Source organism: Streptomyces sp. NPDC007189, from assembly GCF_040703635.1.
Lineage (GTDB): Bacteria > Actinomycetota > Actinomycetes > Streptomycetales > Streptomycetaceae > Streptomyces.
Window position 1 is genome coordinate 96,799 of the sequence record NZ_JBEYEY010000021.1, and the last position, 13,537, is coordinate 110,335.

14 protein-coding genes are annotated in these 13,537 nt (G+C 72.0%); 10 read left to right on the forward strand and 4 right to left on the reverse strand.

Annotation, left to right across the window (positions count from 1 at the left end):
- Nucleotides 1-374: 374 nt before the first annotated feature.
- Nucleotides 375-689: an AzlD domain-containing protein gene (locus AB0950_RS33775; protein ID WP_366780129.1), complete on the reverse strand. Its 315-nt coding sequence runs from the start codon at nucleotides 687-689 to the stop codon at nucleotides 375-377.
- On the reverse strand, nucleotides 686-1,363 hold the full coding sequence (locus AB0950_RS33780) for an AzlC family ABC transporter permease (protein WP_360159501.1): 678 nt from the start codon (nucleotides 1,361-1,363) through the stop codon (nucleotides 686-688). The genes AB0950_RS33775 and AB0950_RS33780 overlap by 4 nt, the downstream gene beginning before the upstream one ends.
- Nucleotides 1,364-1,479: 116 nt before the next feature.
- Between AB0950_RS33780 and AB0950_RS33785 the strand changes: the two genes are divergently transcribed.
- Nucleotides 1,480-2,061, forward strand: coding sequence for an XRE family transcriptional regulator (locus AB0950_RS33785; protein WP_360575233.1), 582 nt, complete (start codon nucleotides 1,480-1,482; stop codon nucleotides 2,059-2,061).
- Nucleotides 2,062-2,176: 115 nt separating this feature from the next.
- Here AB0950_RS33785 and AB0950_RS33790 read toward each other — a convergent pair whose 3' ends face one another.
- Nucleotides 2,177-2,380 carry a cold-shock protein gene (locus AB0950_RS33790; protein ID WP_176189615.1) on the reverse strand — a complete coding sequence of 68 codons (204 nt, stop codon included), beginning with the start codon at nucleotides 2,378-2,380 and terminating at the stop codon, nucleotides 2,177-2,179.
- 289 nt (nucleotides 2,381-2,669) lie between these two features.
- Between AB0950_RS33790 and AB0950_RS33795 the strand changes: the two genes are divergently transcribed.
- The 5 genes from AB0950_RS33795 (at nucleotide 2,670) to AB0950_RS33815 (ending at nucleotide 7,957) form a co-directional block, all read left to right on the forward strand.
- Nucleotides 2,670-3,518, forward strand: a complete 849-nt coding sequence (locus AB0950_RS33795) for a menaquinone biosynthesis protein (RefSeq protein WP_360575232.1) — start codon at nucleotides 2,670-2,672, stop codon at nucleotides 3,516-3,518.
- Nucleotides 3,519-3,596: 78 nt separating this feature from the next.
- Nucleotides 3,597-5,348 carry a protein kinase gene (locus tag AB0950_RS33800; protein WP_366780130.1) on the forward strand — a complete coding sequence of 584 codons (1,752 nt, stop codon included), beginning with the start codon at nucleotides 3,597-3,599 and terminating at the stop codon, nucleotides 5,346-5,348.
- On the forward strand, nucleotides 5,345-6,073 hold the full coding sequence (locus tag AB0950_RS33805) for an A24 family peptidase (protein WP_360159513.1): 729 nt from the start codon (nucleotides 5,345-5,347) through the stop codon (nucleotides 6,071-6,073). Before AB0950_RS33800 ends, AB0950_RS33805 begins: the two co-directional genes overlap by 4 nt.
- Nucleotides 6,074-6,144: 71 nt before the next feature.
- On the forward strand, nucleotides 6,145-7,344 hold the full coding sequence (gene mqnC, locus AB0950_RS33810; protein ID WP_360159516.1) for a cyclic dehypoxanthinyl futalosine synthase: 1,200 nt from the start codon (nucleotides 6,145-6,147) through the stop codon (nucleotides 7,342-7,344).
- A gap of 7 nt (nucleotides 7,345-7,351) precedes the next feature.
- Nucleotides 7,352-7,957, forward strand: coding sequence for a hypothetical protein (locus AB0950_RS33815; protein ID WP_360159519.1), 606 nt, complete (start codon nucleotides 7,352-7,354; stop codon nucleotides 7,955-7,957).
- Here AB0950_RS33815 and AB0950_RS33820 read toward each other — a convergent pair.
- On the reverse strand, nucleotides 7,954-8,922 hold the full coding sequence (locus AB0950_RS33820) for a chitinase (protein WP_366780131.1): 969 nt from the start codon (nucleotides 8,920-8,922) through the stop codon (nucleotides 7,954-7,956). The two genes, AB0950_RS33815 and AB0950_RS33820, sit on opposite strands and share 4 nt — an antisense overlap.
- A 220-nt stretch (nucleotides 8,923-9,142) precedes the next feature.
- On the opposite strand from AB0950_RS33820, the gene AB0950_RS33825 reads away from it, so the two are divergent.
- From AB0950_RS33825 to AB0950_RS33840, 4 genes are read left to right on the forward strand one after another with little or no spacing between them, the layout of a single operon-like run.
- Nucleotides 9,143-9,454: a hypothetical protein gene (locus tag AB0950_RS33825; protein ID WP_366780132.1), complete on the forward strand. Its 312-nt coding sequence runs from the start codon at nucleotides 9,143-9,145 to the stop codon at nucleotides 9,452-9,454.
- A 19-nt stretch (nucleotides 9,455-9,473) separates the two neighbouring features.
- On the forward strand, nucleotides 9,474-11,717 hold the full coding sequence (locus AB0950_RS33830; RefSeq protein WP_366780133.1) for a glycosyltransferase: 2,244 nt from the start codon (nucleotides 9,474-9,476) through the stop codon (nucleotides 11,715-11,717).
- A 1-nt stretch (nucleotide 11,718) separates the two neighbouring features.
- Nucleotides 11,719-12,837, forward strand: coding sequence for an acyltransferase (locus AB0950_RS33835; protein WP_366780134.1), 1,119 nt, complete (start codon nucleotides 11,719-11,721; stop codon nucleotides 12,835-12,837).
- Nucleotides 12,834-13,529, forward strand: a complete 696-nt coding sequence (locus AB0950_RS33840) for a demethylmenaquinone methyltransferase (protein ID WP_360159530.1) — start codon at nucleotides 12,834-12,836, stop codon at nucleotides 13,527-13,529. The genes AB0950_RS33835 and AB0950_RS33840 overlap by 4 nt, the downstream gene beginning before the upstream one ends.
- Nucleotides 13,530-13,537: the final 8 nt, after the last annotated feature.

Here is a 13,537-nt window from a genome sequence, read left to right on the forward strand (position 1 = left end):
GGCGGCGGGTGGGTAAGCACGTGCCGACCACGACCCGCACCCACGCGCCCGCATCGGCCTCCGAAGGGAACCTCTTCAACCGACCGAGTCGGGCGGCGGGTGGGTAAGCACGTGCCGATCACGACCCGCACTCACGCGCCCGCATCCGTCTCCGAAGGGATCTCCTTCAACCGACCGAGTCGGGCGGCGGGTGGGCAAGCACGTGCCGATCACGACCCGCACTCACGCGCCCGCATCCGTCTCCGAAGGGATCTCCTTCAACCGACCGAGTCGGGCGGGCGGGTGGGCAAGCACGCGCCGACCACGACCCGCACCCACGCACCCACATCCGCCCTCGAAGGGAACTCTTCAACCAGCCGAGTCGGGCGGGCGAGTCAGGCGACGCCGACCGCCCTCGACAACGCCGTCACTCCCACCGCCCCCAGGACCACCACGACGAACGGCGCCCTGAACCACGCCAGCAGGACCCCCACCGCCACGCCGCCCAGCCGGGCACCCCCGGCGAATCCCCCGCCCTCGGTCAACGCCCCCGTGCCGGCCAGCGCGACCAGCAACACCACCGCCCCGGCCGACGCCAGTTCCGTCACCCGCTCCGGTATCGCGACCCGCCCGTGCAGCACCGGCCCCACCAGCCGGAGCGCATACGTCCCCACGGCCAGCACGAGAATCACCACGACACCGGCACTCATACCGCGCCGTCCTCCCCACCCCGCCGGCGGCGGAAAAGAATCAGCCCGCTCAGAGCGAGCAGCACCGGCACCCCGGAAGGCACCGCGGGCGTGACCGCCAGAGCCACCCCCGCCCCGGCCAGCGCACACCGCCGTACCACCGCATCGGCCCGCACCTGAGGCAGCACCAGCGCCACCAGCACAGCCGGGAACGCCGCGTCGAGCCCGTACCGCGCCGTGTCCCCCAGCGCGCCCCCGGCCAGCGCACCGCCGAGCACCCCGATGTTCCACACGGCGAACAACCCGAGCCCGGAGATCCAGAACGCCTGCCGCCGCCGTACCGGATCCTCCTGGGCGAGAGCGAAGGCGACGGTCTCGTCGGTGACCAGATGCGCCCCGAGGAACCGGCTCACCCGCCCGTTCCCCAGGACGTCCGCCACCGCCAGACCGAACGCGGCCGTACGGGTGTTGAGCAACAGCCCCGTCGCCGCCGCGGCGGCCGGACCGCCCCCGGCGAGCAGCACCCCCACCGCGCTGAACTGGGCCGACCCGGCGTACACCACCAGGGACATCACCACCGGCACCCACACCGGCAGCCCCCCGGCGACCGAGACGGCCCCGAAGGACACGCCGACGACCCCCGAGGCGAGCCAGACGAGCGAGCTGTCCCGCACCAGGGACAGGCGGTTGGACATCCCCGACGTCCGCACCACTGAGCCTGTTCGTTTCACCGAACGCATGTTTTCTACAATGGACAACGACGCCACCGTCCGTCAAGCCGAACGATCGTACCGATGGAGCGAACGAAGTCATGTCCGAGCCGCCGTCTCCCCGGCCCCCCGCCGCCCGCCTCCCCCTGGAATGGATCGCCGCCTCGCTCAAGCGCGAGCGCACCCGCACCGGCCTGTCCCTCTCCGAGCTGGCCAAGCGCGCCGGCATCGCGAAGTCCACGCTCTCCCAGCTGGAGGCGGCGAGCGGCAACCCGAACGTGGAGACGCTCTGGGCGCTCGCGGTCGCGCTGGGCGTGCCGTTCAGCACCCTGGTCGAACCACCGGCGCCGAGCGTGCGGGTGATCCGGGCCGGCGAGGGCCCGGCGGTCGCCTCGGGGAAGGCCGACTACGTCGCCACCCTGCTGTCCGCGAGCCCTCCCGGCGCCCGCCGGGACATCTACCGCCTGTGCGCCGAGCCCGGCGCGGCCCGCGTCTCCGAACCCCACATCCCCGGCACGGTCGAGCACCTGATCGTCGCCTCGGGCCGGGTGAAGGCGGGCCCGGCGGGGGAGGAGACCGAACTCGGCCCCGGCGACTACCTGACCTGCCGGGGAGACGTGCCGCACTCGTACGAGGCGCTGCTGCCGGGCACGACCTTCGTTCTCGTCATGGAGCACACATAGAGAATTCGCCGGAAATTCATCAGGGCCACCGTGATCGAAAAGGGCAGGAGCCCCGTCGCCGGAACGGCGCGGGGCTCCTTGGGTACTGCACTCAGGTTCTGCGATCAGGCAGTGATCAGACGGGAGTGACGTTCTCCGCCTGCGGGCCCTTCGGGCCCTGCGTGACGTCGAAGGACACCGCCTGGTTCTCCTCGAGGGAGCGGAAGCCAGTGGCGTTGATCGCGGAGTAGTGAACGAAGACGTCGGGGCCGCCGCCCTCCTGGGCGATGAAGCCAAAGCCCTTTTCGGCGTTGAACCACTTAACGGTTCCGGTAGCCATAAGCCCTCCTTGGGCTCAAAAAGGGTTGCCCTGCTCCAGAACCTGCAAGTGTGAAACTGGTGCTGCACAACTGCATACGTCTGAAAACGACGAGAGCCCGCGGTCACATGCTCCGCAGGCTCTGTACTGCAAGGGAAACCAAACTGCAACTTGCGGGCAAGCCTAGCATCCGGGCAGCCGAATGCAATAGAGGCCAAGATCACGTCACCCGGATGTTTGAACAGCCGCTAACCCGTTCGGCGGTGGGCCCGGTACCGGCACGGCACAGGGCGGGGTCTAGTCTCGCGATGTGGACAATTCTCGCACCCGGCCGCGCGTCGGCCACATCCAGTTCCTGAACTGTCTCCCCCTCTACTGGGGCCTGGCGAGAACCGGCACCCTGCTCGACTTCGAGCTCACCAAGGACACCCCGGAGAAGCTCAGCGAGCAGATCGTGCGCGGCGACCTCGACATCGGCCCCGTCACCCTCGTCGAGTTCCTGCGCAACGCCGACGACCTGGTCGCCTTCCCGGACATCGCCGTCGGCTGCGACGGCCCGGTGATGTCCTGCGTGATCGTCTCGCAGGTCCCGCTGGACCAGCTGGACGGCCGCCGGGTCGCCCTCGGCTCGACCTCCCGGACCTCCGTCCGCCTGGCCCAGCTGCTGCTCGCCGAGCGCTACGGCGTCCAGCCCGACTACTACACCTGCCCGCCCGACCTCAGCCTGATGATGCAGGAGGCCGAGGCCGCCGTCCTCATCGGCGACGCGGCGCTGCGGGCGAACCTGCACGACGGCCCGCGCTTCGGCCTGGACGTGCACGACCTGGGCACGCTCTGGAAGGAGTGGACCGGCCTGCCGTTCGTCTTCGCGGTGTGGGCGGCCCGCCGGGACTACGCGGAGCGCGAGCCGGCCATCACCCGCAAGGTGCACCAGGCCTTCCTCGAGTCCCGCAACCTCTCCCTGGAAGAGGTCGCCAAGGTCGCCGAACAGGCCGCCCGCTGGGAGGCCTTCGACGAGGCGGCCCTCGCCGAGTACTTCACCACCCTCGACTTCAGCTTCGGCCCGACGCAGCTGGAGGCCGTCGCCGAGTTCGCCCGCCGCGTCGGCCCGACCACCGGCTTCCCGGCGGACGTGAAGGTGGACCTGCTGCAGCCCTGAGCGCACGTCACTAGGCTGCCTCCCACAGGCGCCGACGTCGCAGGCGCCGGGGTCGCCAGGTGGTGGGGGGAGCACGGCATGCAGCCGTTGGACGCGGACGAGCCGGCCGCCGTCGGGCCGTACCGGCTGCTCGGCCGGCTCGGCTCCGGCGGCATGGGCCGGGTCTACCTCGGCCGCAGCGCGGGCGGCCGTACGGTCGCCGTGAAGGTCGTGCACCCGCACTTCGCGCTGGACGAGGAGTTCCGCGCGCGGTTCCGGCGCGAGGTGGCCGCCGCGCGGCGGGTCGGCGGCGCCTGGACGGCGCCCGTCCTCGACGCCGACCCGGACGCGGCCGTCCCGTGGGTCGCCACGGCGTACGCGGCCGGCCCCTCCCTCGCCGCCGCCGTCGCCGACACCGGCCCCCTGCCCGCGCACACCGTACGGGCCCTGGGCGCGGGCCTCGCCGAGGCGCTCGCGGCCGTCCACGAACTGGGACTCGTGCACCGGGACGTGAAGCCGTCCAACGTCCTGCTGACCCTGGACGGGCCGCTGCTCATCGACTTCGGCATCGCCCGGGCGATGGCCGGCACGGCGTCCCTGACCTCCACCGGCGTGTCCATCGGCTCGCCCGGATACATGGCGCCCGAGCAGATCCTCGGCAAGGGCGCCACCGGCGCCGCCGACGTCTTCTCCCTCGGCGCGGTCCTCGTCCACGCGGCCACCGGTGAACCGCCCTTCCGCGGCGACACCTCGGCCGCGCTGCTCTACAAGGTCGTCCACGAGGAGCCCGAACTCGACTCCCTGACCGGCGAGTTGCGGGAGCTGGCGGCGGCCTGCCTGGCCAAGGACCCGGCCTCCCGCCCCGCCCCGGCCGACATCGGCCGCCGCCTCGCCCCGGAAGGCGCGAGCCGCCTGATCTCCGGCGGCTGGCTCCCCGGCCCCCTGGTGGAACAGGTCAGCCGCAGCGCCGTACGCCTGCTGAACCTGGACACACCGGTCACGGGGGAGCCGGCGCACTCGGGACCGGTGGCCTTCGACACGCCCGCGGTGACGGGCCCGGCGGTCCTGCCCGCCCCCAATCCGGTGAGCCAGGGCGGTGTCTTCGGCCCGGCGCCGGTGATGCATGCCGGGGGCCCATCGCCCATGCCGCCCGGCGCGCCGGGGGTTCCCCTTCCCGGGGCTTCACCGAAGACGGTGACCGGTGCGGACGGGGCCGTGCCCGGGCCCCGGGACGCGGAGTCGCCCGGCCGGCTCTCCGTCAGCGTGGCGGCGGCCTCCGCGCCGGGGGACAGCGGCCGGGGCCGCCGGCTGAGCTGCACGGTCGTGCTGGCGGTCGCCGGGGCGCTGGTCGCGGGCGGCCTGGGGACCGGGCTGCTGCTGCGGCCCTGGTCCCACGACGACACCGCGACGGGCGAGGGCAGCCGCCCCCCGGCCTCCAAGGCGCCGACGGCGGCCTCCAGCGACGCCGCCGAGCCAGGCGGGAGGCCCGGCGCGGTCCCGGCCCGCTACCTCGGCACCTGGGAGGGCCAGGCCACCGCCCTCGGCGGCACCCTCCCCGCGGGCGCCTTCCGGCTCACCGTCCACCAGGCGGCGCTCGGGCGGGAGTTGGGGCGCCTGCGGCAGACCGACCAGATCGGCGGCGTGTGCACCGACGTCCTCACCCTGAAGAAGGTGACGAAGACCCAGGTCCTCGCCACCTCGAAGGGCGCCGAGGACAACCCCGGCCACTGCGTGCCCACCGCGCACCAGGTCGAGCTGACCCCGGTCGGCGACGACCTCAGGTTCACGTCGGACAGTTCCGCCGAGGGCAACCCGGTGGCCCGCCTGTCGAAGGTCGGCAAGGCCCGGTGAGCACGGGCGCGCTGGCCGTCGCCGCCGCCCTGTGGGGCGCGCTGGCCGGTGCGCTGCTGCCCCGCGCCGCCTACCGTTTCGCCGTACCGTCCGGTGAACCCTGGCGGGACCGCTGCCCGGACGGTCATCCGCTCCGCGGCTGGCTCGGCCGGCTCGCGTGCGGCGCCTGCGGAGCAACCGCCCGCCGTACGGCCGTACTCCCCACCGCCGTCGCCACGGCCCTGACCTGCGCCGCCCTCGCCGCCGCCACCGGCACCCGGCCCGAGCTGGCGGTGTGGCTGCTGCTCGCGCCCGTCGGGGTGCTGCTGGCCGTGGTCGACCTGCGGGTGCGGCGGCTGCCCGACCCGCTGACCCTGCCCCTCGCCGCCGCCGCCCTCGCCCTGCTGGGCCTCGCGGCGCTGCTGCCCGAGCACGCCGGGCACTGGCCCACCGCGCTGTACGGCGCCCTCGCGCTCGGCGCCGGCTACTGCGCGCTGTACCTCGTCAACCCGGGCGGCATGGGCTTCGGCGATGTGAAACTGGCCGTGGGCATGGGCGCCGTCCTCGGCTGGTACGGCTGGCCCACCGTCCTGCTCGGCGCCTTCGCCGGCTTCCTGCTCGGCGCGCTGTACGGCGCAGCGCTCGTCCTGGCACGGCGGGCGAGCCGGAAGACCGCGGTCCCCTTCGGTCCTTTCCTGCTGGCCGGCGCCCTCGCCGGGCTGCTGATCGGCGCGTACGCGGCCTGACGTCCGTACCGTGAAAGCGCTGGCGTAGGCTGGTTCGGTCCGTCCACAACCTCCCCGAAAGGGACGCCCTGGTGACCGAGAAGGCCGACCTCCAGTCTGTCCTCGACCGTGCCGCTGCCGGTGGGCGGATCACTCCGGAAGAGGCGCTCGCCCTCTACCGGGACGCCCCGCTGCACGCGCTGGGCGCCGCCGCCGACGCCGTCCGCCGCCGCACGTACGCCGGGACCGAGCACATCGCGACGTACATCATCGAGCGGAACATCAACTACACGAACGTGTGCGTCACGGCGTGCAAGTTCTGCGCCTTCTACGCGGCCCCCAAGGACACGGAGAAGGGCTGGACCCGCGACCTCGACGACATCCTGCGCCGCTGCGCGGAGACGGTCGAGCTGGGCGGCACCCAGATCATGTTCCAGGGCGGCCACCACCCGGACTACGGCGTCGAGTACTACGAGAAGCACTTCCGGGCCATCAAGGAAGCCTTCCCGCAGCTGGTCATCCACTCCCTCGGCGCGTCCGAGGTCGAGCACATGGCCCGGATCTCCGGTGTGACGGTCGAGGAGGCCATCACCCGCATCCACGAAGCGGGCCTCGACTCCTTCGCGGGCGCCGGCGCGGAACTGCTCCCCGAGCGCCCCCGCAAGGCCATCGCGCCGCTGAAGGAGTCCGGCGAGCGCTGGCTGGAGATCATGGAGACGGCGCACCGGCTGGGCGTGGAGTCCACCTCCACCATGCTGATGGGCACGGGCGAGACCAACGCCGAGCGCATCGAGCACCTGCGGATGATCCGGGACGTGCAGGACCGCACGGGCGGCTTCCGCGCGTTCATCCCGTACACCTACCAGCCGGAGAACAACCACCTGAAGGGCCGCACCCAGGCCACGCTCTTCGAGTACCTCCGCATGATCGCCATCGCCCGCCTCTTCCTGGACAACGTCCGGCACATCCAGGGCTCCTGGCTGACCACGGGCAAGGAGGTCGGCCAGCTGTCGCTGCACTACGGCGCGGACGACCTCGGCTCGATCATGCTGGAGGAGAACGTGGTCTCCTCGGCCGGCGCCAAGCACCGCTCCAACCGCCTGGAGATCATCGACCTGATCCGGAAGGCGGGGCGGGTCCCGGCCCAGCGCTCCACGACGTACGAGCACCTCGTCGTCCACGACGACCCGGCGAACGACCCCCTCGACGACCGCGTGGTCTCCCACATCTCCTCCACGGCCATCGACGGCGGCACGGCCCACCCGGAACTGAAGCTGCTGACCTCCAACTGAGCGCGCGTTGCTGACGATCCACACCGACTCCAGGGGGCGCGCCCTCGCCGTCGAGGGCGCGCTGATCGCGGGCGCCGGTCCCCTGGAGGAGCTGGCCGCCGCGTACCCGCACGCGCGCGTGCGCACCTGGCCCGGCATCATCACCCCCGGGTTCGTCAACCCGCATGGCACGGAGCTGCTGGAGGAGGCGTACCACCCGGATCCCCGGGAGGCCGGCGACCTCGGCACCGAGCCGCTCACCGGCGACGCGCTCACCGCGCTCGCGCTGGACGACGTCCGGTGGGGAGCGAGCGCACGGCGCGGGGTGCAGCGGATGCTGGCCCACGGCACGGTCGCGGCGGCCTGCGAGCCGTTGCGCAACCGCGCGGTCCGCGACGCCGTGCGGCGCACCGGACTGACGCTCGCGGGCCGCTCCGAGCGCCCCGGAGGCGTCCCGTCCCTCGACCCCCTCGCCTCCGGTCTGCCGCCCGTGACCGCACCCCCGCGCACCCCGGGCTCCGCCGCCCGCTTCGCGGTCTTCGACGTCCACGACGAGACGGAACTGACCGAGCGCGGAGCCGGCACCTGCGTGGCGACGGTCATCGAGGGCCGCCTGCTCTTCCGCCGCCGCTAGCTTCCCGTGAACGCCCTGCCGAACGCCCCCTTCTCCTGCTCCACCCCGCTGCAGTCGGTCGCCGCGTCGTCCGCTCCGGACTCTCCGTCCGCGCACTGCCGGTCCCGGAAGGACGACCACATGGAGACCCAGGCGATCCGCTCGCGGTCCGCGAACTTCCGTACGCGCGCCGCGTCGGACAGGGTGAACGTCTCCCCGGCGACGTCGTTCACGCCGATCATCGAGGTGAGCGCCATGCCCCGCCACGCCGCGGCGTCCGACAGCCCGAAGACCTTCTTCAGCTGGGCGTGCGCGGCCTCGGCGGAAGTGACGGCGTAGCCGGCCATGTCGCCGGTGTAGGACTCGCCGTAGTTCATGGTCATCAGGTTGACCGTGGAGACCTGGACGTCGTACGTGTTCGCGGACTCCAGCAGCGCGACCCCGTCCGCGTCGAGCCCCGACGGCATCACCGGCAGGGTGAACGACACCTTGAGATCCGGCCGTTGCTTCTGCAGCCGCGCTATCGCCCGCGAACGCAGCGCCACGGACGCGGAGTCGGTCAGTTCGTCACCCTCGATGTCGAAGTCGGCCCGGCTGGAGCCGGCGGCGTCCAGCGCCTTCGCGTAGGCGGCGGCCAGTTCCGCGGCGCTGCCGCAGGTCGCGGCCAGCTCCTTGCCGGAGGCCCCGCCGAAGGAGACGCGCACCTCGGCGCCGTCCTTCCTCAGCCCCGCCGCCCGGGACTTCACCGCCGCGTCGCCGATCGCCTCGGTGCCGTTCCACATCGGCGTGCAGCCGCTGCCACCGGAGATCACGAAGGCGAGGTTGTACGCCGACGGCGACCCGGCGGAGTCGGTGTCCGAGGCCGCGGTGGCGCTGACATAGGGGGCGTAGGCGGGCGTCGGGGGAGTGCTTCCGGTGGAACAGCCTGTGATAGCGAATGCAAATGCGCAGGTGATCCCCGCGAGCGGTGCCAGTGAATTCCTCATCGTGTCCGCACTCTTTCACACGAACGCGGGATCCCCGGAAAACGCTCAGCGAAGTAACAGATTGCCCTGCTGTTCATGGGTGGTTCACAAGATTCACTGGGAAAAGCACACATAAAGGCCGCCTAATATCCGAGGAATGCAATCCGAACCCGCCATCGAAAGTCGCGCCGCGCGGCGTGGTCGCCGCCGCAAACATGGCAACGGGTCCACCGAGGGGCCCGTGTTCGTTGACACCACCGGCCGCCGCTCCCGGGTGCTGCGCCGCATCGGCCTGCTCGTCGGCGCCGTCTGCCTCGCCTACGCGGGCGTGCTCGCCGCCGCCTTCATGGGCTGGGGCACTTCTCTCAACCCGGCCTCGCTGCTGCCCTTCGGCGCGGCCGGCGACGGCCGGAGCCCCGGCGGCGTACGCCCCCAGGGCGGCATCGGGCCCCGGACGGGACTCCCTTCCCCGGGTGCCCGGCCCCTGTCTCCGTCCCCGTCCTCGTCCCCCTCCTCGTCCCCGTCCTCGTCCGCCTCCGCGGACGACGACTGACCGGAGCGCAGCGCCCGTCATGACCACTCCGACCTCCTCGCGCGGCCGCCGGCGCGCCCCCACCCGCATCGAACGCGCCGCGGGCCGGGCCGCCGCGCTCCAGCGGCCCCGCGTCATCCTCGCCCTTCTGCTCCTGCTGGCCCTGACCTGTGTGATGCTGCTCGACGGCTATCTGCGCGCCGAGGTCGGCGGCGACCAGCGCGTGCGCTCGAACGCCGACTCCAGCAAGGTCCCCGACAGCATCCTGAACGGCGGCCCGGTCCTCACCTTCCGCGGCGGCCGGGCGACCACGGTCTCTGTGCCGGACAAGACCATCGCGCTCACCTTCGACGACGGCCCCAACCCGACCTGGACCCCCAAGGTCCTGGCGATCCTGCGGAAGTACGACGTGCCCGCCACGTTCTTCCTGGTCGGCTCGATGGTGTCGCGCTACCCGGGCATCGTGAAGACGATGGTGGCGCAGGGCGACGAGGTCGGCGTCCACACCTTCACCCACGTCGACCTGTCGTACCAGAGCGGCGCCCGCATCCGGCGCGAGATGGAGCAGACGCAGCTCGCCCTCGCCGGCGCCGCGGGCATCACCACGACCCTGTTCCGTGCGCCGTACTCCTCCGAGACCGACGCCATCGACGACTACAGCTGGCCGGTCTACGAAAAACTCGGCAAGGAGGGCTACACCAGCGTCTTCGTCGACACCGACAGCGACGACTGGAAGCGCCCCGGGGTCTCGAAGATCGTCCGGTGGGCCACCCCCAAGGGCACCGAGGGCGCCTCGGTCCTCTTCCACGACGCGGGCGGCGAGCGGTCGCAGACGGTCGCGGCGCTGCCGCGGTACATCCAGAAGATGCGGGCGAAGGGCTACACCTTCACCACCATCAGCGGCGTCCTCCAGCAACAGCGCGCCGCCGCAGGGCAGTCGGCGCCGGGCCTCGGCACCGCGCAGCAGGCAGACGCCCTTCAGGCCGCCCAGCACCGGGCCACCGGCATGACCCTCTACGAGGGCAAGGCGCTCATCGCGGCCGTCGCCGTCGCCGAGTGGGCGCTGCCGGTGCTCTCCGTGGGGCTGATCATCGTGGGCGTGGCCGTGATGGGCCGCTTCGCGATGATGGTCGTCCTGGCCCGCCGCCACCACCGGCAGCGCAACAGACGCCGGTTCGGCTGGGGACCGCCGGTCACCCGCCCGGTGAGCGTGATCGTCCCGGCGTACAACGAGAAGGAGTGCATCGCCAACACCCTGAAGTCCCTGGCGCTCAGCACCCATCCGATCGAGATCATCGTGGTCGACGACGGCTCGACCGACGGCACTTCTTACATCGCGCGCGCCGCGGCCGAGTCGCTGGGCATGACGAACGTCCGGGTGATCCGCCAGGAGAACGCGGGCAAGCCGGCGGCGCTGAACAACGGCGTGCGCAGCGCCTCGTACGACATCGTGGTGATGATGGACGGCGACACCGTCTTCGAGCCGGAGACGGTACGGCACCTGGTGCAGCCGTTCGCCGACCCGTCCGTCGGCGCGGTCGCCGGCAACGCCAAGGTCGGCAACCGCAACACGGTCATCGGCGCCTGGCAGCACATCGAGTACGTGATGGGCTTCAACCTCGACCGGCGCATGTACGACCTGCTGCGCTGCATGCCGACCATCCCGGGCGCGATCGGCGCGTTCCGCCGCGAGGCGGTGCTCGCGGCCGGCGGGATGAGCGAGGACACCCTCGCCGAGGACACCGACATCACCATCGCCCTGCACCGGGCGGGCTGGCGCGTCGTCTACCAGGAGCACGCGCGCGCGTGGACCGAGGCGCCGGGCTCCCTGAAGCAGCTGTGGTCCCAGCGCTACCGCTGGTCGTACGGCACCATGCAGGCCCTCTGGAAGCACCGCAGGTCCCTGACGGACCGGGGACCTTCGGGCCGCTTCGGCCGGGTGGGCATGCCCCTGGTGGTGATCTTCCAGATCGTCACGCCCGTCTTCGCCCCGCTGATCGACGTCTTCACCCTCTACTCGATGCTCTTCGTCGACTTCCGGGCGGCCCTTGTGGCCTGGCTCGCCGTGCTCGGCGTCCAACTGGCCTGCGCGGCCTACGCCTTCCGCCTGGACCGGGAGAAATACCGCTACCTGCTGATGATGCCCCTCCAGCAACTGGCCTACCGCCAGATGATGTACCTCGTCCTCATCCACTCCTGCATCACCGCCCTCACCGGCGGCCGCCTGCGCTGGCAGAAACTGCGGCGCACCGGCGAGGTCGGCACCCCTGCGGGGGCGCGCTGAGATGGGAGCGCACAGCAGAACCGCGGCCGTACCCGCCGTACGGCCCGCCCGCCCGGCGCCCGCCGGCCGCGACCGCTACTTCGACACCCTCAGGGCGCTGGCGCTGATCAGGGTGGTGACGTACCACGCCTTCGGCTGGGCCTGGTGCGGCCTGGTGTTCCCCTCCATGGGCGTCATGTTCGGCCTGGCCGGTACCCTCATGGCGAAGTCCCTCGAGCGCCCGGCCGTGAAGGTGCTGAAGAGCCGGCTGCGCCGCCTGCTGCCCCCGTTCTGGTTCTGGGGGTTCTTCGTGGTGCTCGCCATGCTGATCCACGGCTGGATGCCGGGATGGCAGATCGTCTACTGGATCGTGCCGCTCGGCGACCCGCCCGGCAACGCGTGGGGCGAGCAGGCCTGGGAGATCCTCTGGTACCTGCGCACGTACCTGTGGTTCGTCCTGCTCTCCCCGGCGCTGCTGTGGGTCTTCCGCAAGGCGCCCGTCCCGGTCCTGCTCCTCTCCCTCGCCCCCGTCCTGGTCCTGAACTTCCTCTGGTCCGGCCCGGACAACCGCTTCGGCAGCGCCCTGTGGGACCTGTCGACGTACCTGTTCTGCTGGATCCTCGGCTTCGCCCACCGCCAGGGCGTGCTCCAGCGGATGAGACCGGTGCTCGTCTGGGTCCTGTCGGGGGCCGCGATGGGCTACGGCGCCTGGTACGCCTTCGCCCACCAGGCCGACTTCGGCACCTACGACCTCGACGAGAACCCGCTCGCCCAGGCCTTCTGGTCGGCCGGCTTCGTGACGCTGCTGATGTGGGCGAAGGCGGCCTTCCGCATCGACTTCGCCTGGCTCACGCGCCTGCGCGGGCTCGACCGGACCGTCGCCGTCTTCAACGCCCGCGCGGTGACGATCTACCTCTGGCACGAGATCGCCCTCGTCCTGGCCGTCCCGCTGATCGACCGGTTCTGGGACGTGCCCGCCTTCGAGACGTACCTGCCGCTGGACAGCCAGTGGTTCATGTTCGGCATCGGCTGGATCCTGATCGCCGTGCTCGTCCTGCTGTGCGGCTGGGTGGAGGACGTCGCGGCGCGCAGGAAGCCGAGGCTCCTGCCGTCAGGGGGTGCTGCAACAATGGGCGGGTGACCCGCGCTTCCCTGAACAAGCAGCCGCACGAAGTCGCCTCGATGTTCGACGACGTGGCGGAACGGTACGACCTGACGAACGACGTGCTGTCGCTCGGCCAGGACCGGCGCTGGCGCAAGGAGGTGGCGAAGGCGGTCGACGCGCGCCCCGCGCAGAAGGTCCTCGACCTCGCCGCCGGTACGGCGACCTCGTCGCTGCCCTTCGCGCGCACGGGCGCCTACGTCGTCCCCTGCGACTTCTCCCTGGGGATGCTCCAGGTCGGCAAGAAGCGGAACACCTGGCTCCCCTTCACGGCCGGCGACGCCACGCGGCTGCCGTTCAAGGACGACACCTTCGACGCCGTGACGATCTCCTTCGGGCTGCGCAACGTGCAGGACACGGACGCGGCCCTCGCGGAGATGTACCGGGTGACCCGGCCCGGCGGACGCGTGGTGATCTGCGAGTTCTCGCATCCGACCTGGGCGCCCTTCCGCACCGTCTACACCGAGTACCTGATGCGGGCCCTGCCGCCGGTCGCGCGCGCGGTCTCCTCCAACCCGGACGCCTACGTCTACCTCGCCGAGTCCATCCGCGCCTGGCCCGACCAGCCCGCGCTCGCCGAGCGGCTGCGGAAGGCGGGCTGGTCGAAGGTGGCGTGGCGCAACCTCACCGGCGGTGTGGTCGCGCTGCACCGGGGGTTCAAGGAGAGCTGAGGCCCGCG

Excerpts from the sequence above, each read along its gene's own strand:
- AB0950_RS33780 (WP_360159501.1), bottom strand. The coding sequence starts at position 1,363 with ATGTCCAACCGCCTGTCCCTGGTGCGGGACAGCTCGCTCGTCTGGCTC.
- AB0950_RS33835 (WP_366780134.1), top strand. The coding sequence starts at position 11,719 with ATGGGAGCGCACAGCAGAACCGCGGCCGTACCCGCCGTACGGCCCGCC.
- AB0950_RS33820 (WP_366780131.1), bottom strand. The coding sequence starts at position 8,922 with ATGAGGAATTCACTGGCACCGCTCGCGGGGATCACCTGCGCATTTGCA.
- AB0950_RS33800 (WP_366780130.1), top strand. The coding sequence starts at position 3,597 with ATGCAGCCGTTGGACGCGGACGAGCCGGCCGCCGTCGGGCCGTACCGG.
- AB0950_RS33775 (WP_366780129.1), bottom strand. The coding sequence starts at position 689 with ATGAGTGCCGGTGTCGTGGTGATTCTCGTGCTGGCCGTGGGGACGTAT.
- AB0950_RS33785 (WP_360575233.1), top strand. The coding sequence starts at position 1,480 with ATGTCCGAGCCGCCGTCTCCCCGGCCCCCCGCCGCCCGCCTCCCCCTG.
- AB0950_RS33790 (WP_176189615.1), bottom strand. The coding sequence starts at position 2,380 with ATGGCTACCGGAACCGTTAAGTGGTTCAACGCCGAAAAGGGCTTTGGC.
- AB0950_RS33830 (WP_366780133.1), top strand. The coding sequence starts at position 9,474 with ATGACCACTCCGACCTCCTCGCGCGGCCGCCGGCGCGCCCCCACCCGC.